Here is a 26,379-nt window from a genome sequence, read left to right as displayed (position 1 = left end):
TGTCCGTCCTCCCTCAAGCCAATGCCATCAGCGTGGCATTGCCGCCGGCTGCGGCGGTGTTGATGCTGGTCGAGACCTCGTTGACCAGAAGCTCGATGCCGAACACGGCCCGGCCCTCGGCCAGCGCCTCGGTGCCAAAGCCCTGCACCAGAACGATCGGACCTTCGGCCTCGGCCCAGCGCTTGGTAAGCGCGGCGATCGTGTCCGCCTCGCCCTCGGCAAGAACCGCCGCCACCGAGCCGGGCGCGGCCCTCTCGCGGGTGACGCTGACGCGCGGGGCGATCTCGCCGGGCAGATCCCCGAGAATTGCGGCGAGCACCGGATTGGCCTCCACCAGCACGCCATTTCCCGCCGCCAGCGCCGCGGCCAGCCCGTGTACCAGCCCGGTCACACTGGTCGGGGCCACCAGCACCGTGCCCTTGGGCTGGGTCATGTAGGTGTTGCGCTCGCCCACCGGCCCGTCCAGTTCCACGAACGCGTTGATTGCCGGGTGCCGTCCATAGTCGAGCACCTGGCCCGCAAGCCCGTCATAGCCCTTGGCGCGCACCCAGTCCGCCAGCGCGGCAAGGCTTGGCCCCGGCTGGCGCTGCGGCAGCCCGAACACCGCCCGGCTCGTGGTTCTCACCAGACGGCGCAAATAGAGCGGCCCGCCGGCCTTTGGGCCCGTGCCCGAAAGCCCGTGCCCGCCGAAGGGCTGGACGCCCACCACCGCCCCGATCTGGTTGCGGTTGATATAGATGTTGCCCACTTCGATCCGGCTCGCCACGCTCTCGATGGTCGTGTCGATCCGCGTGTGCAGCCCGAAGGTCAGCCCATAGCCCAGCCCGTTGATCTTCCCGATCAGTTGGTCGAGCTCGCGCCGCTTGTAGGTCACCACATGCAGCACCGGCCCGAACACCTCGCGGCCCAGCGCGGCGATGTCGTCGATCTCGATCAGCGTCGGCGCCACGAAGGTGCCGTGAGCAGTCTCGGGGCCCATCGGCGTGCGGGTAATCCGATGGCCCTTTTCCTCCATCGCCGCGACGTGGGCGAGGATGGTCTCGCGCGCCTCGGCGGTGATCACCGGCCCCACATCGGTCGAGAGCCGGTCGGGATTGCCCACCGCCAGCTCGGCCATCGCGCCCTTGAGCATGGTGATCGTGCGCGCGGCGGCTTCCTCCTGCACGCACAGCACCCGCAGCGCCGAACAGCGCTGCCCGGCGCTGTCGAAGGCCGAAGCGAGCACGTCCAGCACCACCTGTTCGGTCAGCGCCGAGCTGTCCACCACCAGCGCGTTCTGCCCGCCGGTCTCCGCTACCAGTGGAATGGGCGCCCCGTCGTCGCGCGTGCGCCCCGCCAATTGCCCGGCAATCAGCCGCGCCACTTCGGTCGAGCCGGTAAACATCACCCCCGATGTCGTCGGGTGCGCAACGAGCGCCGCGCCCACCGGCCCGTCCCCAGGCACGAGCTGCAGCGCGTCATCGGGCACGCCGGCCTCATGGAGCAGCCGAACCGCCTCGGCCGCGATCAGCGGAGTTTCCTCGGCGGGCTTGGCGACCACCGTGTTGCCCGCCACCAGCGCGGCGCTGGCCTGTCCGGTAAAGATCGCCAGCGGGAAGTTCCAGGGCGAGATCGCCACCACGACCCCAAGTGGCCGGTGGGTTTCGTTATCGAACAGGGTTGCGACCTGCTGGCCGTAATAGCGCAGGAAATCGACCGCCTCGCGCACCTCGGCGATCGCGTTGGCCGCCGATTTTCCCGCCTCGCGCATGGCCAGCGACATGAACATCTCCATGCGCGCTTCCATCATGTCCGCCGCCCGGACAAGGATCGCCCCGCGCTCGGTGGGCGGCGTGCCGGCCCAGCCCTTGAGCGCCGCGCCTGCCCGGTCCATCACCGCCCCCACCGCATCGGGCGAGACCTCCGCGACATGGCCCACCACATCGCGATGATCGGCAGGGTTGCGGACAGCGCGCGATCTGCTCGTCCGCTCACTTCCCTTCTCCCCTCGTGGGAGAAGGTGGCCCGAAGGGTCGGATGAGGGGGAAGGCGCCTGCCAATCGGTATCAAGCGTCGACTTGAGACTCTCGTGCAGCGCCTCCAGCACCGCCTCGTTGGAAAGGTCGAGCCCCCGCGCATTCTGGCGCCCCTGCGCCAGGATATCGGACGGCAGGTCGATCTCGGCATGGGGCGCCCCCAGCGGGGTGATATTGCGCGCGATCTCGACGGGGTCCGCCGAAAGCCGCGCCACGGGAATGTCCTCGTCGGCGATCTGGTTGACGAAGCTGGAATTCGCTCCGTTCTCGAGCAGGCGACGCACCAGATAAGCCAGCAGCGTTTCATGGCTCCCCACGGGCGCGTATATCCGGCAGGGCCGGTCGAGCTTGTCGGCGTCCACCACCTGTTCATAGAGCGGCTCGCCCATGCCGTGCAGGCACTGGAACTCGTAATCCCCGATGGTGAAATCGGGCCCCGCCAGCTCGTAAACCGTCGCCATGGTCTGGGCGTTGTGGGTTGCGAACTGGGGGAACACCGCGTCCCGCGCCTCCAGCAGCTTGCGCGCGCAGGCGATGTAGCTGACGTCGGAATAGACCTTGCGGGTAAAGACCGGAAACCCCTCCATCCCCTCGACCTGCGCCCGTTTGATCTCGGTGTCCCAATAGGCGCCCTTGACCAGCCGCACCATGATCCGGTGCCCGGTGCGCCGGCCCAGGTCGATCAGCCAGTCGATGACGAACGGGCAGCGCTTGGAATAGGCCTGCACCACGAACCCGATCCCGTCCCAGCCGTCGAACGCCGGGTCGGTGGCCACCGCTTCGATCAGATCCAGCGACAGCTCGAGCCGGTCCATCTCCTCGGCGTCGATGTTGAGCCCGATATTGTAGTCGCGCGCCATGCCCGCCAGCCTCTTGAGCCGGGGCAGTAATTCCTCCATCGCCCGCTGGTGCTTGGCGCGCCCATAGCGCGGATGGAGCGCCGAGAGCTTGATCGAGATCCCCGCGCTCTCATAGACACCCTTGCCTCGGGTGTTCTTGCCGATGGCGTGGATCGCGGCCACATATTCGGCCATGTAGCGCTCGGCATCCTCGGCGGTCGTCGCCGCTTCCCCCAGCATGTCGTAGGAATAGGCGAACCCGCGCGCTTGCCAGCTCCGGCTGTTGCGCAGCGCCTCGCGGATCGTCTGGCCGGAAACGAACTGCTCGCCCAGCATCTTCATGGCCATCTTCACCCCGGCCCGGATCACCGGTTCGCCCGAGCGCGCCACCAGCCGGTTGAGCGCCCGCGCCAGCCCCTGGTCGTCCACCGGCGTCACCAGCCGCCCGGTGACCACAAGACCCCAGGTCGCCGCGTTGACGAAGATCGAGCGATCCTGGCCCAGATGGCTCTGCCAGTTGCCCGGCGCGATCTTGTCGGCAATCAGCATGTCGCGGGTTTCGTTGTCGGGCGTGCGCAGCAGCGCCTCGGCAAGGCACATCAGGGCAATGCCCTCCTGGCTCGAGAGCGCATATTCGTGGATCAGCCCGTCCACGCCCCCGCCGGGCCCGCGCACCCGGATCGCCTTGATGGTTTTTTCCGCCAGCGCCCTGATGCGGGCGGCCCGCGCGCTGTCCATGGTCGCCGCCTCGATCAGCGGGGGCACGCATTGGGGCTCGGGGAGCCGGTAGGCCGCGGTGATCGCGCGGCGCAACGGGCCATCTGCGATTCCCTCGCGCCCCCGGAAGGCCGCGAAGGGGACCGGTCGGTCTGCGGGCGTATCCATCGCTGCGGCCCTGCCGGTGTCCACTGCGTCCATTGCCATTGCCTCGTCCCTCAGTCTGCCATGGATTTCAGAACTCCGATACTAGGCCGCCCGCGCCGCATCTCCATTGGAATTTCGCGCCATCCATCGTATAAACCACGGAGAATGCGGCAAAGGATATCAGCAATGACGGAACTGGACAGGATCGACCGGCGCATCGTCAACGAGCTGCAGCACGACGGGCGCATCACCAATGCCGAGCTCGCCCAGCGCGTCGGGCTCGCCCCCACCTCCATGAGCGACCGGCTGCGCCGCCTCGTCAAACAGGGGGTCATCACCGGGTTCGCCGCCCGCATCGACCCGCACGCGGTCGGGCTCGACCTGCTCGTGCTCGTCGAGGTTTCGCTCGACAAGACCACTCCCGACGCCTTCGAGAAATTCGCCAAAGCGGTGCGGACGGTCCCCGAAGTGCTCGAATGCCACATGGTCGCCGGCGGATTCGACTATCTGGTCAAGGCGCGCCTCGCGGACATGACCCGCTACCGCGCCTTTCTCGGCGAGGTGCTCCTGGGCCTGCCCGGCGTGCGCGAAACCCGGTCCTATCCGGTCATCGAGGAGGTCAAGAGCGAGGGGCCTCTGCCCATCTGATCGAAAAGGGGATCGAAAACCGCCCCAAAGCCTTTACTGTGAGCCCGTCAGCACTCGCATCCCGGAGCGTCATGTCCCTCGCCCCCGAACCGGTCTCCCGCCGCGCCCTGGTCCTTGCCAATCCCAATTCGGGCGGCGGCGCGGCCATGGCCGCGCCCATCCTCAAGCGCCTGCGTTTTCTGGGGCTCGATCCCATCCACGCTGAACTGGGCGGATCCGACGAGGTCTGCCAGACCATCCTCGATCACCGGGAGGGCGTCGACCTGGTCGTCCTCTGCGGTGGGGACGGCACCATGAACGCGGCGGCCCCGGCGCTCATCGAAACCGGCCTGCCCATGGGCATAGTGCCGCTGGGCACCGCCAATGATCTGGCGCGCACGCTCGAGATTCCCACCGACCTCATCGCCGCCATCGACATCATCGCGGGCGGCGCGCGCCGGTGCATCGATGTGGGGCTGATCAACGACCGCCCGTTCTTTAACGTCGCCAGCATCGGGCTGAGCACGAAAGTCGCTCACGAGCTCACCAAGGACATCAAGCGCCGATGGGGCCGGTTCGGCTATGCGGTCACCGCCGCCCGCATCGCGTTCAAGGCCGAAACCTTCGCCGCCGAGATCGTCTCCGAGCACGGCACCCAATCGGTGCGCGCCCTCCAGATCGCGGTGGGCAATGGCCGGTTTTATGGGGGCGGCGCGGCGGTGCGCGCGGACGCGCGCATCGACGATGGCACGCTCGATCTCTACAGCCTCGAGACCCGTAACGTCTGGAAGCTGGCCTTCATGCTCGGGCGGTTCCAGCGCGGCGAGCACGGGCTCTACAGCGAAGTGCGCACCGATCGCGGCAAGACCTTCGAAATCCGCACCCCCCATCCCATGGAAGTCAATGTGGACGGCGATATCGTCACCGAAACGCCGGCCCGCTTCGGGCTCATGGAAGGCGCCATCAAGGTGTTCGTCCCCCGCTGATCGGCCTTGCCGGCCCTTGCCAGCCGGGCCCATCCCTGCCATCCGATTGGGCGGACCCGACCAGCCAAGGCGCATCATGCCCCGACCCAAACTCCATTCTGACGCCGCCATTCTGGCCGCCGCCCAGCAGGTGCTTCTGGAAAAGGGCCCCTCGAGCTTCACCCTCACCGACGTCGCGCGCGCGGTGGGCATCTCCCGTGCCGCGCTCATCCAGCGCTTCACCGACCGCGACACACTGCACCGCGCCGTCATGGAGGCCTCCACCGAGGAGGTGCGGGACTATTTCGCTGCCGTGCCCGAGGGCAGGGGGCTCGATGCCCTCTGGACCATGCTCTGCGATCTGATCGCGGGCGTGGGCACGGGCGAGGGGTTTTCGGGCTATCTCCTGCTCGAATGGAGTGATGTGAACGATCCCGCTCTCAACGCGCTGGCCCGGGAGCGCAACCGCCTCGTGCGCGAGGCCATCGCCGCCCGGCTTCCTGATGGCCCCCACGAGCGCGCGCCCACCGCCAGCCTCATCCAGGCGATCATCCAGGGCGCGTCCATGCAATGGCTCATCGAACCGGTGGGTCCCATGAACGGCTTTGTCACCGACCAGACCCGCCGCATGCTCGAAGTGTTGTACCCGGGCCACCACTTCCCCTGATCCGGTGCCGGCCGCTCGCCGCGCCTCTTGACCCCGCCGGCCCATGGTTTATCTCGGTCCCTGACGGGGACGACCCCATCCGCACGGGAGCCAGATAATCCGTGCGCCCCTGACACCGGGACGACCCGGCCTGACCGAAAGGAGGGCCGGACAATGGCCTGGACCTATCTCTTTGTCGCCGGATTGCTCGAAATCGTCTGGGCGTATTCCATGAAGCGCTCGGCGGGCTTCACGCTCCCCATGCCGACCGTCGTCACCATCATCGCGATGATCGCCAGCTTCTCGCTGCTGGCCACCGCCATGCGCAGCCTGCCGCTGGGCACCGCCTACACCATCTGGACCGGCATCGGCGCGGTGGGCGCTTTCGTCGTGGGCATCACGGTTCTGGGCGAAGCCATCACGCCCATGCGGGTGCTCGCGGCGTCCCTCATCGTCTCGGGCATCGTGCTCATGAAGCTCGCCAGCTCGAGCTGACTGGGGACGTTTCGAGGCGGACTTGAATATAACCGACGTGACTGTTATAAATTAGTGGCGCTGGTTGAATTGTCCCGCACCCACGTCCGGTCACGTCTGGAAAGCCCCATGTCCGCCTCTTTGCCCGCCACCCCGGCGGTCGCCTCCGCACGCCTGCCGTCAGCTCCCCATGCCCTCGATCTCACCGCGCAGGCGTTCGACGCGCTAGGGTCAGACGGGGGCGCGGCCATAACCTACCGCGATCTCTTCTCGCCCCATGCCGACCTGCCGCGGCGCCTGCGTGCATGGGCACAGGACCACGGGCTGTCCCTGCGGCGCCTCGAGGCGATCACAAGGGAGCGCGGCGGGCGCTCGGAAAAACTCCTCTTTGCGCTGCCCGATGGCATGGCGATCGAAACCGTGCTGATCCGCAGGCGCGACGGGCACACCGCCTGCGTCTCGTCTCAGGTGGGCTGCGCCTTTGCCTGCCGGTTCTGCGCCTCGGGGCAGGCGGGGCTCAAACGCAATCTCTCGGCTGGCGAGATCGTCGAGCAGGTCGTCCGGCTCGGCCCGCGGGTCAACCGCATCGTCTTCATGGGCATCGGCGAGCCGCTCAACAATTACGACAACGTCCTCGCAGCCATCCGCATCCTGCGCGAACGCAGGGGGCTGGCTTTTCCCACCACGGGAATCACCCTCTCGACCATCGGCATCCCCAAGGGGCTCAAGGCCCTGCGTGAGGAGCATCTGGCCATCAACCTCACCATCTCGTTGCACGCCACCACCCAGAACCAGCGCGCCGCCCTTATTCCGGGCGCGCGAAAGCACGATATCGGCGAGGTCGTCGCGCGCGCCCTCTCCTGGGCGCACCGGCACAATCGCCTGGTGACCTTCGTTTATCTCGTCCTGCCGGGCATCAATGATTCCCCTGCCGATCTCGACCGGCTCGAAGCGATGTTTGCCGGCACCCCCGCGCGCATCAACCTCATGCGCTGGAACCCGGTCGATGGCGTCAGGCTCGGGCGGACGCCCGATTCCACCCTCTCGGCATTTCGGGAGGGTCTCGCCCGCGCCGGCATTCCCGTCGCGGTGCGCGATACCCAGGGCCGGGATATCACCGCGGCCTGCGGTCAGCTCTGGTTGCGGGATTCGGCGGGCAGGGCGTTGGCTGCGCCCGCCTGACAGGGCGCTATTGCAGCACGCGGTCCAGCGTGTATTCGCCATTGCTGATCCGGTCGGGCACGTCCCCGATCAGCTTGGCCACGGCTTCCTCGCCATACTCGCGCACCAGCGTGGCGATGGCGGCAAACAGGGCCGCATGGGCCAGCGCCTCGGTATCCACACCGTCGGCATCGGCCGCATTCCAGGCATCGGCCAGATATTCGAGTGCGAGCTGGCGCTCCTCGTGATCTGTCTCCAGACCGGGCTCGGTAGCGGCAAACGGGAAATTGGTGCGCGATGGTCTCATAGCCAAATGTGGTAACATGCCCGTCACCGAGCGCTAACGCGAAATGACCGATTGGTTAATTTGGGGCCGACAATCCACAGCATCCTCGTCCCCGGCCCCCTCCCGGGCGTCGGGCTTATTCGGAAAACCGGGTGTGAATGTCGCGCGAGAGCGCTTCACCCTCGCGCAACAGCAGCGCGATCGCGGTCCGCGCCGAAGGCGTGCAGCTTCTGTAAAGCCTCGCATAGGCCTCATAGCCCTGATTGAAGGCTCCCGCGATTCGCGCCCGCCGGTCCGGATCGGGCGCATCGAGCGCCAGAAGGTCCGCCATCTGCCCGCGCCAGTCCACCTCGGTCTGCCGGCAGAGCGGGCTGAGCATGTAAAGGCTCCCCAAAATCTCGGCCAGCCGCTCCATCTGGGGCTGATAGGGCGGATCGACCGCCCGCGCGCCATGGGGCAGCCCGAGCGCCACAACGAGCAGCACCGCGCCCGCCATCCGGGCCAGCCAGTGGGCTTTCCAAGTGTGCGTGCGGCCGGTCTGCGGGCTCAATGGGCCTCTCCATGGACATGCAGGTGCCGGGCGCAGTCAGCAAGGATGCGCACCAGTCCCGGTGTGGTTCGATACCCTCCCACGTCCTCGAACGCCACCCATTCCCACGCCGAAACCTCGTCGGAGGGCACCGGCGCCGCCATGACATGGGCGGCCACGAACACCGCCAGCGAGAAGGTCTTTTTCCCCTCGCCCACGGTTTCGGTCAGAACGTGAAGGGGCGAATCAAGGATCAGCCCGGTTTCCTCGAACGCCTCGCGCGCCACGCACTCGAGCGGGGTTTCCCTTGGCTCCATCCGCCCTCCCGGCAGCGTCCAGAGCCCCTCGAACGGGGCGTAGGCCCTCCGGATCAGGAGCACCGACCCGCGATGGACGAGGGCCGCCGAACAGGCATTGGGCGCGCTCGCGCCAGCCTGATAGGATGACGTCCCGACCGGACCGGACGATGGAACCGCTTTTGCCATGTGTGGACGTTTTGCCTTTATGCTCGTGCCCGAAGCCATGGGGCGCTTTGCTGCCGATCTCAGGATAGACCTGCCTCCGGCACGATACAACATCGCCCCCACCCAGCCGGTCCTCGCCATCTGGCAGGACGAAAGCGGGCGCGCCGCGCGCCTGGCGCGCTGGGGTCTGGTGCCCGCCTGGGTCAAGGATCCGCGCGAGTTCCCGCTTCTGGTCAACGCCCGTGCCGAAACCATCGCGTCAAAGCCCGCCTTTCGCGATTCGCTCAAGCACCACCGCTGCATCGTGCCGGCCAGCGGCTATTATGAATGGCGCCGGGATACCGATGGCCCCAGCCAGCCCTTTTTCATCCATGCCACCAACGGCGATCCGCTGGCCATGGCGGGGCTGTGGTCCACATGGATCGGGCCCGAGGGCGAGGAGGTCGATACCCTTGCGGTTCTCACCGTCCCCGCCAATGACGAGATAAAGACCATCCATCATCGCATGCCGGCCCTTCTCGCCGAGGCCGATTTCGATTCGTGGCTGGACGTGCGCGGCCATACCGGACCCGAGGCCATGGGTGCCATCCGACCTGCGGAGCAGGGTGTGCTGGCCTTCCACCCGGTCTCGCGCCGGGTCAATTCCGCTGCCAATGACGGACCTGATCTCATCGCGCCTGCCGCGCCCGAGCCCGCCCCGGCGCCGAAGAAAAAGCCCAGTGAAGTCAAGCGCAAAGATAGTGGTCAGTACGATCTTTTTTAGCCGTTTGCCGCGGAACCGGTTTGCGCGTTCCCGGTTATCGGAACAGGGAAATTCCAGGCCGAACTCCCCCTTTGGGACATTGGCCCTCGATTTTTCCCCTCGTGTTTGGTAAACACTAGCCATGCCGCGCGCTCGTCAGGAGGACGTCGCGCGTCACGGTCAGGCTGGAGAACGGCAGTATGAAACCACAAGCATATTGGGCACGCCTGACCGCGTCCGTCTCCGTCTATCCCGTATGTGGCTCCAAACCCGCGGGTTCGATGTGTAGCTTCTGGACCTGGCGAAAGTAGCGCTTTTTACAGCCTGCCTGCCTGTCACAAGACCCTCACACGATACTGTTAGCACCTCCCCGCGGGGACGGGCTGCTTCGGAGACTGAATTCGAGATGACCAAGCCTATCGTCATATCCGTCCATGGTGAGCCTCAGGGCGTCGTCGTCCCCAATGGCGGGGATTATCGCTTCATGGCCGTGAAATTGGGCGTGTTCCCGCTCGAGGGCCGGGTCTTTGAATCCGTCGCCGCCGCCCGCGAGGCCGCGAGGAAGCTGGTGGAGGATTCCGCGGACTTCGCCGAGACCATCACCGCGCCCGACAATCGCGAACTCGACGACGACCTCGTGGCGTAATCGGCCAGCCGTCCGGCATCGGGTCAAACCCCGATGCCGAAATAGCCCAGCGCATCTCCGATCTCTTCTTCCTCATAGCCCAGATGCGAGAGCAGCACGCGCTCGAGCGCGTCGTTGACCTCCCGCGCCGCCTCGAAATTGGCCGCATTGGGCTCTCTCGCCAGCGCGTTGAGCGCATCGACCAGCTTGAGCAGCAGCGCATGGACCACGTGGTGCTCCTCGACCAGCCGGTCGGTCACCTTCTTCCAGGCCTCGCCCTTGGCCGAAAGCTCGGGAAAAATGTGCGCGTCCTCGATCGAATGATGGGTGTGCACGATCTGGCAGTGCTGCCCGCACAAATTGCCGAACTGCCGGAAATTGGCGACCATTTCGAGCGCCGCGGCTTCGGCCTCCACCGCCTCTGGCGACACCTTGCCCTTTGCGGCCTTGTCCACGAGCTGGCGCAGCACCGCTACGTTCTGGCGCAGGTGGTTGTGGATCATCTGGAGGTGCCGGCCGGGCGCCTTCTGGGCAGGGGTGAGGTTCTCGAGCCGGGGCGCCCTCGGGCGCGTGGCGTCGTCGAGAAAACCGATATCGAGCAGCATGGGAAATCTTCCGCGATCTGAGGATGGCAAGGCGTGTCGCGCCAGATGTAGGGCAGGGACGCCCGATGTCCACCCCTGGCAGCGCCCCGCAGCTATGCGCCTAGCCCAGCACCTTGCCCGGGTTGAGGATCCCCTTGGGATCGAGCGCCGATTTGATCGCCCGCATCGCCTTGAGCGCCACGGGGTCTTTAACCTGCGCTAAAAGCCCGGTCTTGAGCTGGCCGATCCCGTGCTCGGCCGAGATCGAGCCCCCCAGCTCCACCACCACCGCGTAGACCGCCGCGTGCACCGGCTCGGCCCCGGCCATGAACTCCGCCTTGTCGGCCCCCTCGGGCTGGCTGAAATTGAAGTGGATGTTGCCGTCGCCCAGATGCCCGAAGGGCACCGGCCGGATCCCGGGCACCGCCGCGATCGCCGCCGCCGATCCGCGCGCGATCAGCTCGGGCACCTTGGCTACGGGCACGGAAACGTCGTGCTTGATCGATCCGCCCTCGCGCGACTGGACCTCCGACATCTGCTCGCGCGCCAGCCACATGGTCTCGCGCTGGGCCAGCGAATCGGCCAGCACGCCATTGGTCACCAGCCCTTGGGCAAACATGTCCTCGAGCGCATCCTCCATAACCCCGTGCCCGCCTCGGGGCACCGAGATCTCCGCCAGAACGTGCCAGGGCGAAGCCGTCGCGGCGATCTCGCGCTCGAGCATCCCGTGCCGGATCTGGAATTGGAACCCGATGCGCGGCATCAATTCGAACGCGGTCAGCGTCTGGCCGGCCCGGGCCCTGAGCGCGGAAAACAGCTTCAACGCCGCCTCGGGGCTTTCCACGTCCACAAGCACGGTCTCGTATCGCTCCGGCCTGGGAAAGAGCTTGAGCGTCGCCGCCGTGATGATCCCCAGCGTGCCCTCGGATCCCACCAGCAGATCCTTGAGATCGTAACCTGTGTTATCTTTCTTGAGGGCCCCGATCCCGCGATAGAGCGTCCCGTCGGCCATCACCGCCTCGACCCCCATGCACAATTCGCGCGCATTGCCATAGGACAGCACCTGCACCCCGCCCGCGTTCGAGCCCAGAACGCCCCCGATCCGCGCCGAACCCTGCGAGGCGATGGAGAGCGGAAACAGCATCCCCGCTTCGTCCGCCGCCTCCTGCACCTCCTGGAGCGTCGTGCCCGCTTCCACCACCATGGTGCCCGCATCCGCGTCGATCGAGCGGATGCCCTTGAGCCGGGCGATCGAGACGATCACCTCGTCCCCGAACAGCGGCACCTGACCGCCCACGAGCCCGGTATTGCCCGCCTGGGGCACCAGGTGTACGCCCACCTCATGGGCCCATTGCACCACCGCCTGCACCTCCGCCACCGTGCGGGGCAGGGCTACGGCCTTGGCCGTCTGGGTGAACCTCCGCCGCGGTTCGACAAGGTACCCTTCCATGCCCCCGGGCTCGGAAATCACGCTGTCCGGGCCGAGCAGGCTGATAAGGGCGTTGGCGATCTGGTCCGAGGAAAGCGTCATGGCGGGCCTTTTATTGGGCGGGTCGGGCAGGACCTGGACTATGGCACAGCCGGTGCGACTCTCGCCACCTCCGGCGCGATCCCGAGACGCCCACCTTGCCCGCCGCCCGGGCCTGTGCCAAAACCGGGGCCAAGGGTTATCTCGGAGAAGACAATGGCTGGACTGATGGAAGGCAAGCGCGGGCTCATCATGGGCGTCGCCAACAACCGCTCGATCGCATACGGCATCGCAAAGGCCGTTCACGCGCAGGGGGCGGAACTGGCCTTCACCTATCAGGGCGAAGCGCTCCACCGGCGCGTCGAGCCGATCGCGGCCGAGTTCGGCTCCGATCTCGTGCTCCCGTGCGACGTCACCGACGCCGACGCGATGGACGCGGTGTTCAACGTCCTGAAGTCCAAATGGGGCGGGCTCGATTTCCTCGTGCACGCCATCGGGTTCTCCAACAAGGAAGAGCTCGACGGACGCTATGTGGACACCAGCCCCGGCAATTTCGCGCTGACCATGAACATCTCGGTCTATTCGCTCACCGCGCTGGCCAAGCGTGCCGAAGCGCTCATGGAGCCGGGCGGGTCGATCCTCACCCTCACCTATTACGGCGCCGAGAAAGTGCTGCCGCACTATAACGTCATGGGCGTCGCCAAGGCCGCGCTCGAGGCGTCGGTGCGTTACCTTGCCGCCGACATGGGCCCCAACGGCATTCGCGTCAACGCGATCTCTGCGGGCCCCATCAAGACCCTCGCCGCCTCGGGCATCTCCGGGCTGCGCGAAATGCTCAAGTGGAACGAGGAAAACGCGCCCCTGCGCAAGAACGTCACCATCGACGAGGTGGGCAACTCCGCCCTCTACCTGCTCTCGGGACTGTCGAGCGGCGTGACGGGTGAAATCCACTATGTGGATTCCGGCTATAACGTCATCGGCATGAAGACCCTCGACCACGACAAGGGCGCCGACTGAGCGCCCCCGACCACCGGATTGCATCATGACCAAGCCAGGCTGGCCCGATTTCTATTTCGCGCGCCACGGCCAGACCGACTGGAATCGCGAACGTCGTTATCAGGGCAGTCGCGATATCCCGCTCAACGAGACCGGGCGGCTCCAGGCCGATTCCAACGGGGAGCTGCTGCGCTTCCTGCTCGAGGAAGCGGGAGCCGACCCGCGCGCCTTCAAATGGTACGCCTCCCCCCTCAGCCGGGCGAGCGAGACCATGGAGCGCATGCGCGCCGCCTTCGATATCGAGCTTCCTCCCGTCCAGTTCGATCCCCGGCTGATCGAGATCTCCTTCGGTGAGTTCGAGGGCGCGCTTCACGCCGAGATCGCCCGCGAGCGCGCTGCCGCCCAGGCCCCCGGAGAGCGCGATTCGAGTTATTGGCATTTCCGCCCCGAAAACGGGGAGAACTACGCCGACGTCGCCGATCGCCTCCACGATTTCGCCGAGGAGCTGACCGATCATTCCATTATCGTCGCCCATGGCGGGGTGCTGCGCGTGCTCCGCCACCTGGTCGAGGGCGCCGACAGGGCCGAAGTGCTGAACTGGGAAGCCCCCCAGGGGGTGATCGCCCATTTCGTCTCGGGCACCATGACCCTTCACCACGCCGAAAAGACCTGGGCCTGATCGAAGGCGGTTTGGCAGAGGGCAGGCGGGGCCGAACAGGCATTCCGTGAACGTTGGAATTGCTCTAGAAGACGCTCACATTCACGCTGGAGTCCGCGATGTCCTTCAACAGCTTCGGACAGATGTTCCGCTTTACGACCTGGGGCGAAAGCCACGGGCCCGCGCTCGGGGTGGTCGTCGACGGCTGCCCTGCGGGCCTCGCGATCAGCCCCGAAATCATTCAGCGCGATCTCGATCGCCGCAAACCCGGCCAGTCCCGCTACACCACCCAGCGCCGCGAGGCCGATGAGGTGAAAATCCTCTCGGGCGTCTTCGAGGATGAGCGCACCGATGGGCTGCGCACCACCGGCACCCCCATTTCGCTGATGATCGAGAACACCGATCAGCGTTCCAAGGACTATTCCGAAATCCGGGACAAATTCCGCCCCGGCCACGCCGACTACACCTATTTCCAGAAATACGGCATTCGCGATTATCGCGGCGGCGGGCGCTCTTCGGCGCGCGAAACCGCGGCCCGGGTCGCCGCCGGCGCCATCGCCCGGCTGGTGATTCCCGGCGTCACCATCCGCGCCTCTCTGGTCCAGATCGGCCCGCACAGGATCGATTACGGCAATTTCGACTGGGACGAGGTCGACCGCAATCCCTTCTTTTGCGCCGACCCGCGCGCGGCAGAGGACTGGGCGGGCTATCTCGATACCATCCGCAAGGCCGGCTCCTCGGTGGGCGCCATCATCGAGGTCGTCGCCGAAGGCGTGCCCGTCGGCTGGGGCGCGCCGCTTTATGGCAAGCTCGACCAGGACATCGCCTCGGCCATGATGAGCATCAACGCGGTCAAGGCCGTGGAGATCGGCGCCGGATTCGAAAGCGCCACGCTGACCGGCGAGGCCAATGCAGACGAGATGCGCTCGGACAGGCCGCTGCCCAAATTCCTCTCCAACAAGGCCGGCGGCATTCTGGGCGGCATTTCCAACGGCGATCCCATCGTGGCGCGCTTTGCGGTCAAGCCCACCAGCTCGATCCTCACCCCGCGCCAGACCGTCGACACCACCAACACCGACACCGAGATCGTCACCAAGGGCCGGCACGACCCTTGCGTGGGCATCCGCGCGGTTCCCATCGGAGAGGCCATGATGGCGGTGGTGCTGGCCGATCATTTCCTGCGTCACCGCGGCCAGACGGGCCGGGAGGGTGGCATGGGCTTTCAAGGAGCAAACGATGTACTCTGAGGTCGATACCCGCGTCGAGCGCGCGCTTGAGGCCATGCGCAAGGGCGAGATGGTCGTGGTCATCGACGATCATGACCGGGAAGGGGAGGGTGATCTGATCGCCGCCGCCAGCCTGATCACCCCCGAGCAGATGGCCTTCATGGTGCGCCACACCTCGGGCATCGTGTGCACGCCGCTGACCGCCGATCGGGCGCGCAAGCTCAACCTCAATCCCATGGTGGCCGACAATGATTCGGCGCACACCACCGCCTTCACCGTCTCGATCGACTTCAAGCACGGCACCACCACCGGCATTTCCGCCGAGGACCGCACCGCCACGGTCCGCGCGCTCACCAATGGCAATGTGGGGGCGTCGGACTTCTCGCGCCCCGGCCACATCTTCCCGCTCATCGCCCGGCGCGGCGGCGTGCTCATGCGCTCGGGCCACACCGAAGCGGCGGTCGATTTGTGCACGCTCTCGGGCCTGCCCGATGTCGGGGTCATCTGCGAACTGGTCAACGATGACGGCACCGTCACACGTGGCCAGCAGGTGGCCGATTTCGCCGCCGCCCACGATCTGGCGCTGGTCTCGGTCGCCGATCTCATCTCCTACCGCCAGCGGCGCGAAAAGCTCGTCGAGCGGGTCGAGACCTTCGAGATCGAGACCGTCGCGGGCCGTGCACTCGCCCACACCTATTCGACGCCCTTCGACAAGGTCCAGCACATCGCGCTGGTCTTCGGGGACGTCGATCGCACCGGGGGCGTGCCGGTTCGGCTCCACCGCGAGGACGTGATCGCCGACGTCTTTGCCGGCGCCGACAAGCTCAACAGCGCCATTCAAGGCCTGAGTTCGGGCGGCGTGCTGGTCTATCTGCGCGAGGGAACGGCGGGTGTGGCGAGCGAGGCCGGCCCTGCCGTGCCCGGCGAGGACCATCGCTCGGCGCGTGACCGGGAAGCGGAATGGCGCGAGGTCGGGTTGGGCGCGCAGATCCTGCGCGATATCGGCATCACCTCGATCCGCCCCATGGCGTCGCGCTCGCGTCGCTATGTCGGTCTCGAGGCATTCGGCATCACCATCGTGGACGCCTGACACCAAGAGGGCAATTGTGGTTATCCCCCCACATTTGCCCGTATGAACGTCGCAATCGTCTCCCGATTGCCGTCTCCGCCGGCGATCGGAGAGGCGATCGTCGCCTGCAACCGCCATCCAAGCGCCTCTTGGTGCGATATCACCGCATTGATCGCGGCCTCCACATGCGGGCCGGGGACCACGAGGCCCCCTTTCCCGATATGGTCGCGGCCCACTTCGAACTGCGGTTTGATCAGCAGAACCGCCCGCGCATCGGGCGCACACAGCGCCAGCGCCGGGCCGATGATCTTGACCAGCGAGACGAAACTGACGTCGCAGACAAGGAGCTCGATGGGGTCGGGAACAAGCGTCCGGTCGAGCGCCCGCGCATCGGTCCCCTCGAGCGAAATCACCTCGGGCAGCCCGGAAACCCTGGGGTGAAGCTGCCCGTGCCCCACATCGACCGCATAGATTTTCCGCGCGCCCCGCTCGGCCAGAACCTGGGTGAACCCGCCCGTCGACGCGCCCAGATCAAGGCACACTAGCCCCACCGGATCAAAGCCCGAGAATTCCAGCCCGGCGATCAGTTTGAGCGCCGAGCGCGCAACGTAATCCGCGGCAGGGTCGGCAACGGTTATGATGTCTGTGTCGGTGATCGCCAGCCCGGCCTTGTGCGCGGTGTGTCCATTGACCAGCACAGTGCCGCGCAGGATGGCATCGCGGGCCCGCGCCCGGCTCTGCACGAGGCCACGCTCGAGAAGCGCGACGTCGAGCCGGACCCGTGCGCTCATGCGCCGGTGAGGCGGCGGATCTTGTCGAGGGCGGTGTCGCTGTTCTCCTGGAAGGCGATGGTGCCGAAGAACTGGCCGTCCTCGTCGAGCATGTAGAGCGTGGAGGTATGATTGACGAGGTAATCGGTCGAACCCTCGGCCTCGACCTTTTCGGAGAACACACCGTAGGAACGCTTGATCTGGTCGGTCTGGGCGGCGTTGCCCACCAGCCCGAAAACGTCGTCTCCGAAGTTCGAGAGATAGAGTTCGACCTGATCGACCGTGTCGCGCTCGGGATCGACGGTCACGAAGATGATGTTGAGCTCCTCGTCGCTCAGCCCCAGCTCCTGCTTCCAGGCCGTCGCCTCGGCCAGCGTCATGGGGCACACATCGGGACAATACGTATAGCCAAAGAACATCAGGGTCGGGGTGCCTACCAGATCGTCCTGGGTGAATGTCTCGCCGCTGGCGGTCGAAACCATCTCGAACGGGCCGCCGAACATGGCGCCGGACGGCTGGAAGGGCCGCGTGAAATAGATGGCCGTCGCCGAGATCGCGGCCAGTGCCACGAGACCCCAGAGCGCGATACGAACTTTTCCCAGCACCTTTTGTGCTCCGTTACTGTGCGTCGAGCGGTTCGGTGCCCGAGGGCGTGCCGTCCGCTGCCAGCGTGATTTTCTCGATCCGCGCCTCGGCCTGCTTGAGCAGGGTCTCGCAATGGCGCTTGAGCGCCTCGCCGCGCTCGTAGATCGAGATCGATTCCTGCAGGGGCGCTTTGCCCCCCTCGAGTTGGGCGACGATGGTCTCGAGCTCGGCGAGCGCCGCCTCAAAGCTCATCTTCTTGACGTCTGTCATCACTGTTCTCCGTGCTGGTCGGCTGGGCGCCACTCGGCCTGGCCCGTCAGAAGGGTCCTCACATGGGCCGATGCGCCCTCCGCAAGTCCATCCAGGTCATAGCCGCCTTCGAGCATCGAGACGATGCGGTTTGAGCAGCGCCGGTCGGCGATGTCCATCAACTTTCCCGTGAGCCATCCGAAGTCCCCCGGCTCCCATTCGAGCTGCGCCAGCGGGTCGCGGCGCTCCGCGTCGAAGCCGGCGGAAACGAGGATGAGGTCGGGGCTGAAATCAACGAGCGCGGGCAGGATGATCTCGAGATAGGCGTCCCGCATGTCCGCCCCGCCCGAGCCCGCGCGCAGGGGCACATTGACGATATTGCCCGCGCCTGTATCCTCGCGCCGGCCCGTGCCGGGAAACAGCGGCGCCTGGTGGGACGAAGCATAAAAGACCGTGGGATCGTGGGCAAAGATATCCTGGGTGCCATTGCCGTGATGGACGTCGAAATCCACGATCGCAACGCGCTCGGCCCCGTGCAGCCGCTGGGCCTGCCGCGCCATGATGGCGATGGTGTTGACGAGGCAGAACCCCATTGAGCGTCTGCGTTCCGCGTGGTGCCCGGGCGGGCGGGCCGCGACGAATGCATTGTTCGCTTCGCCCAGCACCACCGCCTCGAGCGCGCGCAAACCCCCGCCCAGCGCCGTGCCGGCGGCCTCGAGGCTCATCGAGGAAATGAACGTGTCCCCGTCGATCTGCCCGATTCCCTCGGCGGGTCGCGCCATGCGGATGGTGTCCAGAACGTCCCCGTGATGGACGAGCTCGGCGAGCGACAAATCGCCCGAGGGAGCCACTTCGCGTCTCAGGCCCTCGAACGCTATGCCCGAAAGCGCCTCCTGGACAGCCGCGATGCGCTGGTGGCGCTCGGGATGGCCGTCCGGCGTGCGGTGCTTTTCGGCATTGGTTTGGCTGAGCAGAAGCGTTGTCATGATCGTTCCTGTGTGTGGCACTTCTTGACGCGCCATACCGACCTTGTCAAACAGACGAAATGTCCTACCAGCCCGTTGCCGACCCAGCATCGATCGAGGAGGCCGCGGCGCTGCTGCGGGCCGGTCGCATTTGTGCGTTTCCCACCGAAACCGTTTATGGCCTGGGCGGGGACGCCACCGACCCCGATGCGGTGCTCGAGATCTTTGCGGCCAAGGGTCGACCGCGCTTCAATCCGCTCATCGCCCATTGCGCCGATCTCGACATGGCCCGCCGGTTCGGCCGGATCGAGGGGCTGGCACTCGAGCTTGCCGAGCGGTTCTGGCCGGGCCCGTTGACCCTCGTCGTGCCGCTTGTGGAGGCCTCTGGCCTTTCTGACATCGCGACAGCCGGGCTCAAGACTGTCGCTCTGCGGGTACCAGCACGTCCGCTGGCCCGCGATCTGATCGCCTCGGTCGGCCGCCCGCTCGCTGCCCCTTCCGCCAACCCCTCTGGCCGGCTGTCCCCCACTTCGGCCGAGCATGTGCGCGCCGCCTTCGAGGGCCGTGTGCCGGTGCTCGATGGTGGGCCGTGCGAGGCGGGTGTGGAATCAACCATCGTCACAGTAGGCCCCGACGGGATCACCCAGCTGCGGGCCGGCGCCCTGCCGCGCGAGGAGATCGAGGCCGCGATGGGCGTTGCCGTTGCAGTGGCCTCCCATGACGCCGCCATATCGGCGCCGGGAATGCTCAAAAGCCATTACGCGCCCGGCGCCAAGCTGCGGCTCGCCGCCGCAGCGCCTGAGCCCGGTGAGGCTTATCTGGGGTTTGGCCGATTGCCCGAGGGGATCGAGGGCGAGGCGCTCGATCTTTCGCCCCATGGCGATCTGCGCGAAGCCGCCCGCAATCTCTTCGGGTTCCTCGCTCGGCTCGACGAGACCGGCTGCGCCCGCATCGCCGTTGCGCCCATCCCCCGGGAGGGGCTGGGTGAAGCCATCAACGACCGTCTCGAACGCGCCGCAGCCCCGCGCGATTAGGCAGTTCAGTCGCGGACCGAATAGGGTTTCTGGTCGCGCCAGAACCGCATCAGGCTCTCGAGATCCGGATCGCCACCCTTGGGCAGAACCACCCTCAGGTTCACGTAGAGATCACCGGTGCCGAACAGGCCCTTGCCTTTGAGCCGCAGCGCCTTGGATGTATCCGGGCCGGGGGGCAGGTTCAGCTCCACCGGGCCCGAAAGCGTCGGCACGCGGACCTTGGCGCCCAGCACCGCCTCATAGAGCGTGATCGGCACGTCGACCCGAAGGTCGTGCCCATCCTTGCGGAAGGTCTTGTGGCGCGCGAATTTCACCGTCGCCAGGGCATCGCCGGCAGGCCCGCCCATGGGCGAGGGCTTGCCCTGGCCGCGCAGCCGGATCTGCTGGCCTTCCTCGAGCGGGGTGGGGAGCTTGACCGACATCTGTTTGCCCGTGGGCAGGATCACCGGCACCGAAGCGCCCTTGTGGGCGTCCTCGAGCGTCACCAGCACGTTGACGACGATATCCTGGCCCTTGGCCGCGCCCGCGCCGCCGCCCGCTCCGGCTGCGAACGGGTCGTAGCCCGCGCCGCCCGCAGCGCCGGCAAAGGGATTGCCTGCCGCGCCCGGGCCCGCGCCACCACGCCGCGCGCCCCCGAATCCGCTCATGAATTCCTTGAGAATATCCTCGGCGCTGAAGCCGCCGGCTCCGGCCGCGCCTGCGCCGCCCCGTGCCCCGCGCATCCCGGGGTCAAAGCCGGCGAACCGGGGGTTGCCGTCAGCGTCGATTTCCCCGCGATCGAACTGGCCACGCTTCTGGGTGTCGGACAGCAGGTCATAGGCAGCGGTCGCCTCGGCGAATTTCTCGTGAGACGATTTGTCATCGGGATTCTGATCGGGGTGATGGGCCTTGGCCAGCCTGCGATAGGCGGACTTTATCTCCTTTTCGCTGGCCGTCCGGGAGACGCCGAGAACTGTGTAAGGATCGCGCATTGCTTCGCTTAGCACCGTTTTTTGGCCGCCGGCGCAACACCGCACCGGCGGACATGAATTGAGGAGAAAGCCGCGGTTGCGCGGCCTTGGTTTCGCGTCCTATATGGCGAGCAGGTGGAGCAATGTCCAGAAGCGCCAAAGCTCGAGCGAAGGGTCAACCGATGAACCACGATACCGAACGGCTGACCAGAGCGCTGTTCGATGAGCCATCAGACACCGGTGTCGACCCCTTCGCTCTGTTCGAGGAATGGCTGGCTCTGGCGCGCACCTCGGAGGTTAACGACCCCACGGCCATGGCCCTCGCAACCGTCGACGCTGACGGCATGCCCGATTTGCGCATGGTCCTGCTCAACGCCCGCGACGAGAGGGGTTTCGTCTTTTTTACCAATCTCGACAGCGCCAAGGCCAGCCAATTGCGCGCCGCGCCCCGGGCTGCATTGCTGTTTCACTGGAAGTCGCTGCGCCGGCAGGTGCGGATCAGGGGGTCGGTCGAGCCGGTTTCTGCCGCAGAGGCCGATGCCTATTTCGCCACGCGTCCGTTGCAGTCGCGCCTCGGGGCCCACGCCTCTCAGCAGTCGCAGCCCCTGCAATCGCGTGGCGTTCTCGAGGCACGGGTGGAGGAGCTTCGCGCGCAGTACGGCGATTCGGAGGTGCCTCGGCCTGAGAACTGGTCGGGCTTCCGCATCCGCCCCTCGGCCTACGAGTTCTGGAAGGATGGCGCGTTCCGCCTGCATGACCGGTTCCGATACTCCCGCGATGGCGAGGCCGCCGCCTGGTCCTGCGCCCGGCTCTATCCCTGATCGGCCATGGGCGAACTGGTGCCCGGCCCATGGGGGTCCCCTCCGCCTGCCGATGTGCCCATCGAGGCGCGAACCGGTGAGGTTTCCTTCCTGGGGCGCAGGCTTGCGCTCCTTGGGATCTTGCTCAGGGGCTATGTTCTTACCCTCGCCACCTTCGGGATCTACCGGTTCTGGCTGGTGACCCAGCGCCGCCGGTTCTACTGGTCCAACACCATGGTGGACGACCAGCCGCTGGAATACACGGGCAGCTCGGTGCAGCTTCTCGTCGGATTTCTACTGGCGGTGGTCGTCTTCATCCCGGTCTATGGCACCGTCTTTTACGTGAGCACCGCAGCGCCCGAATATGCGGCTCTTGCCTATCTGGCGATGTTTGGCGGCTTCTTTTTTCTTTCGGGCTATGCCGCCTTTCGCGGCCGCCGCTTCCGGCTCACCCGCACGCTCTGGCGGGGCATCCGGTTCGGCCAGTCGGGCAGCGCCTGGATCTACGCGCTAAAGCGCTTCTTCTGGATTCCGGTGGTCATCATCACGCTCGGGCTGGCCTATCCGGCCATGGTCACGAGCCTTTATCGCTACAGGTTCTCCAACACCTGGTTCGGGGACCGTCGGATGGTTTTCGCCGGTAAGGCCGGGGCGCTGGCGAAGGTCTTTTACGGGCTCTATGCGATCAACCTCGTCCTGGCTTGCATTGTCCTCTACCAATCGGTCGCCAACCCCTGGAGCACAACCGCCGACGGAACCCCCGTTCCCTCCATGACGGGCGGGACCTGGCTGGCGGTCAGCCTCCTCGTGCTGTGCCTTTCCGTGCCGCTCTACATCTCGCGCGAGCGGTCGGCGATGCTGTCCTCGATTTCGCTGGGGGAGGCCCGGCTGGCGGTCCGCATGCCCGCGCGATGGCTGGTGGCGCAATATCTTTGCTATGGGCTGTTCGCGATCGTCCTTACCACGGTGTTGTTTCTCGTGCTGGGCCTTGTGGTCACGGTGGCAGAGCAGGGGGCCTTTGCCGGGGCGCTCCAGGCCATCTCAACCTTCGGACGCGGCATTGGTGCGGTGCTCGCCATCGTGCTGGGCTACCTGACCGTCGTCACCCTCTACGCCACGCTCTGGGAGATCGTCATCGGGCTCGGCTACTGGAAGCTGCTGGCCGAGGGCGCGCGCATCGAGAACGTGGATGCGATCGAAACGGTCCGCGCGCACGGCGCGGAATCGCCCAATATCGGGGAGGGCCTGGCCGATGCGCTCAACGTCGGATCCTATTGAGATCGCCTTTTCCGCCCATTTCCAAGACGGCAATCTCGCGCGCCTTAGGCCCATCCGCGTCCGGGTCGCGGGCAAGGACGCCGAGGGCGCGCTCATCGTCATCGATCCGGCAAACGGGCGCGAACTGGCCCAATGGCCGACCGCCGACGTTTTCACCGTCCCCTCCAGACGCGATACCATAAGGATCGGGCGAGAAGGGGCTCCGGCCGGCGCTCGGATCATCGTCGAGGATCCCTCCGCCGTTGCAGTTGTACGTGCCGCGCTGCCCGGGCTGGGCCGCAAGCGCAACGCCGACAAGCGCCGCCAGATGGGCCTGATCGGGCTTTCGAGCGCCGCGCTCGTGGCCTTCGTGGCCGCTTATCTGGTCGGCGTGCCGCTTCTGGCCGGCCGGGTGGTCTCGGTGATCTCCCCGGCCTGGGAGACGCAGGTGGGCGAGACCGTCGCCGAACAGGTCGCCGAAATCTTCGAGGCGCAGGGCGGGTTCGAGATCTGCGATCCCGATCCTGACAGCCCCGGAAACCGCGCGCTGTCCAGCTTCGCAGATCGCGTGCTCCAAGGTGTCGAGTCCCCGTTCGACGTCCGGATTGCGGTCGTGCGCTCGGAGGTTGCGAACGCCATCGCGCTGCCCGGTGGCCGCATCTACTATTTCTCGGCCCTGCTCGATGAGACCCGGACGCCCGAGGAATTTGCCGGCGTTCTGGCCCATGAGATCGGCCATGTCGTTCACCGCCACAGCATGGAGCAATTGGTGGCGTCCGCTGGCACCGGTCTTCTGGTCGGCTTCGTTCTGGGGGATGTGACGGGCCTCTCGGTCGCGGGGGCCCTGGGCGTCATGCTGGTGGACAGCAATTTCTCGCGGCGCCATGAACTCGAAGCCGATCGTTTCGCCCGGCTCGCCGCTGAGCGCATGCAGTTCGACGTCTCCGGCCTTGCCGATCTGCTCGACCGGGTGACCGGCGAAGACGCGTTCGCCGAGGCGCTGGCCCTTCTCAGCACGCATCCGCTCACCGAGGACCGCCGGGCCGCGCTCGCCGCGCGCACCCCCGTGCCACCGCGCGTTCCGGCGCTGACGTCCGCCCAGTGGCAGGCGATCACCGAGATGTGTGGCGGACCTGTGCCTGCCGGTGCAGATTGACCCCATGCGCATTCCGATTCGCACATCGAGATTGGCCAAGTGGTCGCGGCGTCTGGCAAGCTTCGCCTTTCCGGTCCTCGTCCTTGCGACGATCCTGCATCTGCTGGGCGGCATCGACACCGACGCCTATGAGATATGCCTGATCATCACCTCGGCCCTGGCGCTTGCCGCCGTCCTCCTGGCGATAGCGGCCTATATCCGCCTCTGGTACACCGGGGACCGGGGTTGGGGCGCTGCGAGCGTGGGACTGTTTGCAGGCGCCATCGCCCTCGCACCGGCGGGGTATTCGGCGGCCATGGTCGCGATCTACCCCTCGACTGCCGACATCACCACCAACGTGCTCAATCCGCCCGAACTCGTGCTGGCCACCGGTCATGAGCGCGATATATTCGCCGACACAGACGACATGATCGAGCATTTCCCCGATCTGTTGTCCCGCACCTATCAGATCCCGCCTGAATCGCTCTACGAGATGGCGCTGGGCGAGGGCGCGCGGCGCGGATGGGACGTGGCGCGCGAGGTGTCCCCAGGTGAGGAACAGCCTGGCCAGATCAATTTCGAGCGCCGCACCGCATTGGGCTGGCCCAACGAAGTGGCCATTCGGGTCGGGCCGTCCGATCTGGGTTCACGGATGGACCTTCGTGCCGCCTCGATCCGCAGCCTTCTGCACGATCTGGGCGACAACGGGCGCACGCTTGAGGCATTTCTGGTCGGTCTCGACGAGACCGCAACGACCTATCTGCAGGAAAACGTCTATATCGAGGAGGAAGAAGAGGCGCCCGCTGAGGTCGTCGTCGATTAGCCCGGCTGATCGAGCCGGACGATCCCATCCTCGCCTTGACCCTCGTGCGCGATCGCACCGCTCTCCTCGAGATAGCGCAGATGCGCCGACAGCGTCGCCCGCGCCGCGGCTTGGAGGTCCGGCCCGATCCCGGGGTAGATGGCGTCGACAAGTGCGCGCCATGGCATCGGGCCTCCCGAGGACAGCAGGTCGAGAATCTGGGCGTTGCGCCTGAGCCTGTGGTCCCTGAGCGCCCGCGCATGGGCCGGCCCGTCGGCAATCGTATCGCCATGGGCGGGATGATAGCGTATGTGAGCGAGATTCAGCAGCTTTCCGATCGAGCCGAGATAGGCCCCAAGCCCGCCGCCGTTCGCTGGGAGCACCGTCGAGCTCCAGCCCATCACATGATCCCCGGTCAGCATGTCGGGCGTGCCCTCGATCCCGAAGGCCAGGTGGTCGGCGCAATGCCCCGGTGTCTCCACGACCTCGAGAACGGGGCCGTCCGTTTCCAGCCTCTCGCCGTCCGCCAGTTCGCGGGCGACCGAGGCATACGGCGATTCGGCAGCGCCCGGCCCGGCCCAGATGGGGGCGCCGACCGCCCGCGCCATGGCGTCGGCCAGATGGCTGTGGTCCTTGTGGGTGTGGGTCAGAACTACGGCCAGCACTTTCCGCCCGGCGATCGTTGTCTCCAGCGCCCTCAGGTGGGCGGGGTCGGGCGGCCCCGGATCCACGAGCAAAAGCCTTCCCCGGCCAACCAGAAAGCTGTTGGTGCCGGTGAAGGTGAAGGGCCCCGGGTTTCCGGCGGTGATCCGCACGATGCCGGGGGCCACCGCGACCGCTTGCCCTATCCGGGGATCGAATTGGCGTTGGTAGAGTGGTTCGGGTGCCGTTCCGGCCATTGCCTATGTCCAGTCGACTGGCTAGAAGAACGAATTGAGCTGGCTTTAACGCAAAGGGACCGATCATGGCCATGACTTTCGCCACTTCGAATACGTTGCTCGGAGCGCTGCAGCCCAAAGGCCGGGCCGCTCAGGCCACCACCATGCTGGCGGCGGCCTTTATCGGCTCCATGCTGCTGACGCTGTCCGCCAAGATCTCCGTCCCGGTCTGGCCGGTGCCCGTCACTCTCCAGACAATGGCCGTCGCGGCGATTGCCGCAGCCTTTGGCGCGCGCGTCGGCGTGGCCAGCGTGGCCCTCTATCTCACCCAGGGCCTTGCCGGCCTGCCGGTTTTCGCCGGCGCCGGTGCCGGCGCTGCATACCTGCTTGGGCCCACCGGCGGCTTCCTTCTTGCGTGGCTGCCCATGGCCTGGGTCATCGGGCAGGGCGCCGACAAGGGCCTGTCGCGCAATTTCTTTTCGCTGTTCGCTTTGATGGTGGCCGGCAATGCCATCAGCTTTGCAGCCGGCTTTCTCTGGCTGCTGGCGCTCTCGGGCCAGGCTGGCTGGATCGATCAGTCCGCCCCGGTGCTCTCGGCGTTCGAAGGCGCGATCAAGCCCTTCATCGTCTGGGATATCTTGAAGATGGCCTTCGCGGCTCTCTCGGTTATTGGTGGCTGGGCTCTGGTGCGCCGCGCCCGCGGCTGAGCGGCTTTT

29 protein-coding genes are annotated in these 26,379 nt (G+C 66.5%); 17 read left to right on the top strand and 12 right to left on the bottom strand.

Features of this window, described 5'->3' with window-relative positions:
* Positions 1 to 13 precede the first annotated feature (13 nt).
* Positions 14 to 3,772 (bottom strand): trifunctional transcriptional regulator/proline dehydrogenase/L-glutamate gamma-semialdehyde dehydrogenase, encoded by a 3,759-nt coding sequence (gene putA / locus EO136_RS12295; protein WP_425466618.1) that lies wholly within the window; start codon positions 3,770 to 3,772, stop codon positions 14 to 16.
* A gap of 132 nt (positions 3,773 to 3,904) precedes the next feature.
* On the opposite strand from putA, the gene EO136_RS12290 reads away from it, so the two are divergent.
* The 5 genes from EO136_RS12290 (at position 3,905) to rlmN (ending at position 7,612) form a co-directional block, all read left to right on the top strand.
* Positions 3,905 to 4,366 carry an Lrp/AsnC ligand binding domain-containing protein gene (locus tag EO136_RS12290; protein ID WP_127144701.1) on the top strand — a complete coding sequence of 154 codons (462 nt, stop codon included), beginning with the start codon at positions 3,905 to 3,907 and terminating at the stop codon, positions 4,364 to 4,366.
* Positions 4,367 to 4,437: 71 nt separating this feature from the next.
* Positions 4,438 to 5,331 (top strand): lipid kinase, encoded by an 894-nt coding sequence (locus EO136_RS12285; RefSeq protein WP_127144700.1) that lies wholly within the window; start codon positions 4,438 to 4,440, stop codon positions 5,329 to 5,331.
* 76 nt (positions 5,332 to 5,407) lie between these two features.
* Positions 5,408 to 5,977, top strand: a complete 570-nt coding sequence (locus tag EO136_RS12280) for a TetR/AcrR family transcriptional regulator (protein WP_127144699.1) — start codon at positions 5,408 to 5,410, stop codon at positions 5,975 to 5,977.
* A gap of 153 nt (positions 5,978 to 6,130) precedes the next feature.
* Positions 6,131 to 6,451 (top strand): DMT family transporter, encoded by a 321-nt coding sequence (locus EO136_RS12275; RefSeq protein WP_127144698.1) that lies wholly within the window; start codon positions 6,131 to 6,133, stop codon positions 6,449 to 6,451.
* 108 nt (positions 6,452 to 6,559) lie between these two features.
* Positions 6,560 to 7,612: a 23S rRNA (adenine(2503)-C(2))-methyltransferase RlmN gene (gene rlmN / locus EO136_RS12270; RefSeq protein ID WP_127144697.1), complete on the top strand. Its 1,053-nt coding sequence runs from the start codon at positions 6,560 to 6,562 to the stop codon at positions 7,610 to 7,612.
* A gap of 7 nt (positions 7,613 to 7,619) precedes the next feature.
* Here the strand turns inward: rlmN and EO136_RS12265 are convergent, their stop codons facing one another.
* From EO136_RS12265 to EO136_RS12255, 3 genes are all read right to left on the bottom strand, one after another.
* Entirely contained in the window at positions 7,620 to 7,898 is a 279-nt protein-coding gene (locus EO136_RS12265) for a hypothetical protein (RefSeq protein WP_127144696.1), read from the bottom strand.
* 115 nt (positions 7,899 to 8,013) lie between these two features.
* The gene (locus EO136_RS12260) at positions 8,014 to 8,427 is read right to left on the bottom strand and encodes a TIGR02301 family protein (protein ID WP_246018360.1); all 414 of its coding nucleotides are present in this window, start codon (positions 8,425 to 8,427) and stop codon (positions 8,014 to 8,016) included.
* Complete coding sequence (locus EO136_RS12255; protein ID WP_164730577.1) at positions 8,424 to 8,891, bottom strand: NUDIX domain-containing protein; 468 nt, start codon at positions 8,889 to 8,891, stop codon at positions 8,424 to 8,426. The genes EO136_RS12260 and EO136_RS12255 overlap by 4 nt, the downstream gene beginning before the upstream one ends.
* On the opposite strand from EO136_RS12255, the gene EO136_RS12250 reads away from it, so the two are divergent.
* A complete protein-coding gene (locus tag EO136_RS12250) occupies positions 8,890 to 9,633 on the top strand; it encodes an SOS response-associated peptidase (protein ID WP_127144694.1) in 744 nt (247 codons plus the stop codon). The genes EO136_RS12255 and EO136_RS12250 overlap by 2 nt on opposite strands.
* Before the next feature lie 385 nt (positions 9,634 to 10,018).
* The gene (locus EO136_RS12245) at positions 10,019 to 10,258 is read left to right on the top strand and encodes a hypothetical protein (protein ID WP_127144693.1); all 240 of its coding nucleotides are present in this window, start codon (positions 10,019 to 10,021) and stop codon (positions 10,256 to 10,258) included.
* 23 nt (positions 10,259 to 10,281) lie between these two features.
* Here EO136_RS12245 and EO136_RS12240 read toward each other — a convergent pair whose 3' ends face one another.
* Positions 10,282 to 10,842 carry a hemerythrin domain-containing protein gene (locus tag EO136_RS12240; RefSeq protein WP_127144692.1) on the bottom strand — a complete coding sequence of 187 codons (561 nt, stop codon included), beginning with the start codon at positions 10,840 to 10,842 and terminating at the stop codon, positions 10,282 to 10,284.
* A gap of 100 nt (positions 10,843 to 10,942) precedes the next feature.
* Positions 10,943 to 12,352: an FAD-binding oxidoreductase gene (locus tag EO136_RS18970; protein WP_127144691.1), complete on the bottom strand. Its 1,410-nt coding sequence runs from the start codon at positions 12,350 to 12,352 to the stop codon at positions 10,943 to 10,945.
* Positions 12,353 to 12,505: 153 nt separating this feature from the next.
* Here EO136_RS18970 and fabI point away from each other — a divergent pair, with 153 nt between their 5' ends.
* The 4 genes from fabI to ribB all read left to right on the top strand — a co-directional run bounded on the left by fabI (position 12,506) and on the right by ribB (position 16,259).
* The gene (gene fabI / locus EO136_RS12230) at positions 12,506 to 13,306 is read left to right on the top strand and encodes an enoyl-ACP reductase FabI (RefSeq protein WP_127144690.1); all 801 of its coding nucleotides are present in this window, start codon (positions 12,506 to 12,508) and stop codon (positions 13,304 to 13,306) included.
* A gap of 25 nt (positions 13,307 to 13,331) precedes the next feature.
* Positions 13,332 to 13,964: a histidine phosphatase family protein gene (locus EO136_RS12225; protein ID WP_127144689.1), complete on the top strand. Its 633-nt coding sequence runs from the start codon at positions 13,332 to 13,334 to the stop codon at positions 13,962 to 13,964.
* Between the two features lie 98 nt (positions 13,965 to 14,062).
* Positions 14,063 to 15,190, top strand: a complete 1,128-nt coding sequence (gene aroC / locus EO136_RS12220; RefSeq protein WP_127144688.1) for a chorismate synthase — start codon at positions 14,063 to 14,065, stop codon at positions 15,188 to 15,190.
* Positions 15,180 to 16,259, top strand: coding sequence for a 3,4-dihydroxy-2-butanone-4-phosphate synthase (gene ribB / locus EO136_RS12215; RefSeq protein WP_127144687.1), 1,080 nt, complete (start codon positions 15,180 to 15,182; stop codon positions 16,257 to 16,259). Before aroC ends, ribB begins: the two co-directional genes overlap by 11 nt.
* 20 nt (positions 16,260 to 16,279) lie before the next feature.
* Here ribB and EO136_RS12210 read toward each other — a convergent pair whose 3' ends face one another.
* The 4 genes from EO136_RS12210 to EO136_RS12195 are packed head-to-tail and all read right to left on the bottom strand — an operon-like array spanning position 16,280 to position 18,828.
* Positions 16,280 to 17,029, bottom strand: a complete 750-nt coding sequence (locus EO136_RS12210; protein ID WP_127144686.1) for a TlyA family RNA methyltransferase — start codon at positions 17,027 to 17,029, stop codon at positions 16,280 to 16,282.
* Complete coding sequence (locus EO136_RS12205; protein WP_127144685.1) at positions 17,026 to 17,613, bottom strand: SCO family protein; 588 nt, start codon at positions 17,611 to 17,613, stop codon at positions 17,026 to 17,028. Before EO136_RS12205 ends, EO136_RS12210 begins: the two co-directional genes overlap by 4 nt.
* Positions 17,614 to 17,626: 13 nt before the next feature.
* Positions 17,627 to 17,863, bottom strand: a complete 237-nt coding sequence (locus tag EO136_RS12200) for an exodeoxyribonuclease VII small subunit (protein WP_127144684.1) — start codon at positions 17,861 to 17,863, stop codon at positions 17,627 to 17,629.
* Positions 17,863 to 18,828, bottom strand: coding sequence for a histone deacetylase family protein (locus EO136_RS12195; RefSeq protein ID WP_127144683.1), 966 nt, complete (start codon positions 18,826 to 18,828; stop codon positions 17,863 to 17,865). The genes EO136_RS12200 and EO136_RS12195 overlap by 1 nt, the downstream gene beginning before the upstream one ends.
* A gap of 59 nt (positions 18,829 to 18,887) precedes the next feature.
* On the opposite strand from EO136_RS12195, the gene EO136_RS12190 reads away from it, so the two are divergent.
* Positions 18,888 to 19,841, top strand: a complete 954-nt coding sequence (locus EO136_RS12190) for an L-threonylcarbamoyladenylate synthase (protein WP_127144682.1) — start codon at positions 18,888 to 18,890, stop codon at positions 19,839 to 19,841.
* Between the two features lie 5 nt (positions 19,842 to 19,846).
* Here the strand turns inward: EO136_RS12190 and EO136_RS12185 are convergent, their stop codons facing one another.
* Positions 19,847 to 20,812 carry a DnaJ C-terminal domain-containing protein gene (locus EO136_RS12185; protein WP_127144681.1) on the bottom strand — a complete coding sequence of 322 codons (966 nt, stop codon included), beginning with the start codon at positions 20,810 to 20,812 and terminating at the stop codon, positions 19,847 to 19,849.
* A 161-nt stretch (positions 20,813 to 20,973) separates the two neighbouring features.
* Here EO136_RS12185 and pdxH point away from each other — a divergent pair, with 161 nt between their 5' ends.
* From pdxH to EO136_RS12165, 4 genes are read left to right on the top strand one after another with little or no spacing between them, the layout of a single operon-like run.
* A complete protein-coding gene (gene pdxH, locus EO136_RS12180) occupies positions 20,974 to 21,612 on the top strand; it encodes a pyridoxamine 5'-phosphate oxidase (protein ID WP_127144680.1) in 639 nt (212 codons plus the stop codon).
* A 6-nt stretch (positions 21,613 to 21,618) separates the two neighbouring features.
* Positions 21,619 to 22,869, top strand: a complete 1,251-nt coding sequence (locus EO136_RS12175; protein WP_127144679.1) for a DUF898 family protein — start codon at positions 21,619 to 21,621, stop codon at positions 22,867 to 22,869.
* Positions 22,844 to 24,004 (top strand): M48 family metallopeptidase, encoded by a 1,161-nt coding sequence (locus tag EO136_RS12170; protein WP_164730576.1) that lies wholly within the window; start codon positions 22,844 to 22,846, stop codon positions 24,002 to 24,004. The genes EO136_RS12175 and EO136_RS12170 overlap by 26 nt, the downstream gene beginning before the upstream one ends.
* Positions 24,005 to 24,008: 4 nt before the next feature.
* Positions 24,009 to 24,806, top strand: a complete 798-nt coding sequence (locus tag EO136_RS12165; protein WP_127144677.1) for a DUF1499 domain-containing protein — start codon at positions 24,009 to 24,011, stop codon at positions 24,804 to 24,806.
* Here EO136_RS12165 and EO136_RS12160 read toward each other — a convergent pair.
* Positions 24,803 to 25,684 (bottom strand): MBL fold metallo-hydrolase, encoded by an 882-nt coding sequence (locus tag EO136_RS12160; protein ID WP_127144676.1) that lies wholly within the window; start codon positions 25,682 to 25,684, stop codon positions 24,803 to 24,805. The two genes, EO136_RS12165 and EO136_RS12160, sit on opposite strands and share 4 nt — an antisense overlap.
* Before the next feature lie 65 nt (positions 25,685 to 25,749).
* Here EO136_RS12160 and EO136_RS12155 point away from each other — a divergent pair, with 65 nt between their 5' ends.
* Positions 25,750 to 26,370: a biotin transporter BioY gene (locus EO136_RS12155; RefSeq protein WP_127144675.1), complete on the top strand. Its 621-nt coding sequence runs from the start codon at positions 25,750 to 25,752 to the stop codon at positions 26,368 to 26,370.
* Positions 26,371 to 26,379: the final 9 nt, after the last annotated feature.

Source organism: Pelagibacterium montanilacus (assembly GCF_003992665.1).
Classification (GTDB): domain Bacteria; phylum Pseudomonadota; class Alphaproteobacteria; order Rhizobiales; family Devosiaceae; genus Pelagibacterium; species Pelagibacterium montanilacus.
Note: the sequence above shows the minus strand (reverse complement) of the source record. Positions and strands in the feature narration are given on the sequence as shown.

What these genes read in the sequence shown, in the direction of transcription:
- EO136_RS12210 (WP_127144686.1), bottom strand. Translation starts at nt 17,029, where the DNA reads ATGAGCGCACGGGTCCGGCTCGACGTCGCGCTTCTCGAGCGTGGCCTC.
- EO136_RS12250 (WP_127144694.1), top strand. Translation starts at nt 8,890, where the DNA reads ATGTGTGGACGTTTTGCCTTTATGCTCGTGCCCGAAGCCATGGGGCGC.
- EO136_RS12275 (WP_127144698.1), top strand. Translation starts at nt 6,131, where the DNA reads ATGGCCTGGACCTATCTCTTTGTCGCCGGATTGCTCGAAATCGTCTGG.
- fabI (WP_127144690.1), top strand. Translation starts at nt 12,506, where the DNA reads ATGGCTGGACTGATGGAAGGCAAGCGCGGGCTCATCATGGGCGTCGCC.
- EO136_RS12185 (WP_127144681.1), bottom strand. Translation starts at nt 20,812, where the DNA reads ATGCGCGATCCTTACACAGTTCTCGGCGTCTCCCGGACGGCCAGCGAA.
- EO136_RS12225 (WP_127144689.1), top strand. Translation starts at nt 13,332, where the DNA reads ATGACCAAGCCAGGCTGGCCCGATTTCTATTTCGCGCGCCACGGCCAG.
- aroC (WP_127144688.1), top strand. Translation starts at nt 14,063, where the DNA reads ATGTCCTTCAACAGCTTCGGACAGATGTTCCGCTTTACGACCTGGGGC.
- EO136_RS12285 (WP_127144700.1), top strand. Translation starts at nt 4,438, where the DNA reads ATGTCCCTCGCCCCCGAACCGGTCTCCCGCCGCGCCCTGGTCCTTGCC.
- EO136_RS12155 (WP_127144675.1), top strand. Translation starts at nt 25,750, where the DNA reads ATGGCCATGACTTTCGCCACTTCGAATACGTTGCTCGGAGCGCTGCAG.
- EO136_RS12200 (WP_127144684.1), bottom strand. Translation starts at nt 17,863, where the DNA reads ATGACAGACGTCAAGAAGATGAGCTTTGAGGCGGCGCTCGCCGAGCTC.
- EO136_RS12170 (WP_164730576.1), top strand. Translation starts at nt 22,844, where the DNA reads ATGCGCTCAACGTCGGATCCTATTGAGATCGCCTTTTCCGCCCATTTC.
- EO136_RS12190 (WP_127144682.1), top strand. Translation starts at nt 18,888, where the DNA reads ATGTCCTACCAGCCCGTTGCCGACCCAGCATCGATCGAGGAGGCCGCG.
- EO136_RS12175 (WP_127144679.1), top strand. Translation starts at nt 21,619, where the DNA reads ATGGGCGAACTGGTGCCCGGCCCATGGGGGTCCCCTCCGCCTGCCGAT.
- EO136_RS12240 (WP_127144692.1), bottom strand. Translation starts at nt 10,842, where the DNA reads ATGCTGCTCGATATCGGTTTTCTCGACGACGCCACGCGCCCGAGGGCG.
- EO136_RS12195 (WP_127144683.1), bottom strand. Translation starts at nt 18,828, where the DNA reads ATGACAACGCTTCTGCTCAGCCAAACCAATGCCGAAAAGCACCGCACG.
- EO136_RS12165 (WP_127144677.1), top strand. Translation starts at nt 24,009, where the DNA reads ATGCGCATTCCGATTCGCACATCGAGATTGGCCAAGTGGTCGCGGCGT.
- ribB (WP_127144687.1), top strand. Translation starts at nt 15,180, where the DNA reads ATGTACTCTGAGGTCGATACCCGCGTCGAGCGCGCGCTTGAGGCCATG.
- EO136_RS18970 (WP_127144691.1), bottom strand. Translation starts at nt 12,352, where the DNA reads ATGACGCTTTCCTCGGACCAGATCGCCAACGCCCTTATCAGCCTGCTC.
- EO136_RS12280 (WP_127144699.1), top strand. Translation starts at nt 5,408, where the DNA reads ATGCCCCGACCCAAACTCCATTCTGACGCCGCCATTCTGGCCGCCGCC.
- EO136_RS12255 (WP_164730577.1), bottom strand. Translation starts at nt 8,891, where the DNA reads ATGGCAAAAGCGGTTCCATCGTCCGGTCCGGTCGGGACGTCATCCTAT.
- EO136_RS12160 (WP_127144676.1), bottom strand. Translation starts at nt 25,684, where the DNA reads ATGGCCGGAACGGCACCCGAACCACTCTACCAACGCCAATTCGATCCC.
- EO136_RS12265 (WP_127144696.1), bottom strand. Translation starts at nt 7,898, where the DNA reads ATGAGACCATCGCGCACCAATTTCCCGTTTGCCGCTACCGAGCCCGGT.
- EO136_RS12290 (WP_127144701.1), top strand. Translation starts at nt 3,905, where the DNA reads ATGACGGAACTGGACAGGATCGACCGGCGCATCGTCAACGAGCTGCAG.
- pdxH (WP_127144680.1), top strand. Translation starts at nt 20,974, where the DNA reads ATGAACCACGATACCGAACGGCTGACCAGAGCGCTGTTCGATGAGCCA.
- putA (WP_425466618.1), bottom strand. Translation starts at nt 3,772, where the DNA reads ATGGACGCAGTGGACACCGGCAGGGCCGCAGCGATGGATACGCCCGCA.
- rlmN (WP_127144697.1), top strand. Translation starts at nt 6,560, where the DNA reads ATGTCCGCCTCTTTGCCCGCCACCCCGGCGGTCGCCTCCGCACGCCTG.
- EO136_RS12245 (WP_127144693.1), top strand. Translation starts at nt 10,019, where the DNA reads ATGACCAAGCCTATCGTCATATCCGTCCATGGTGAGCCTCAGGGCGTC.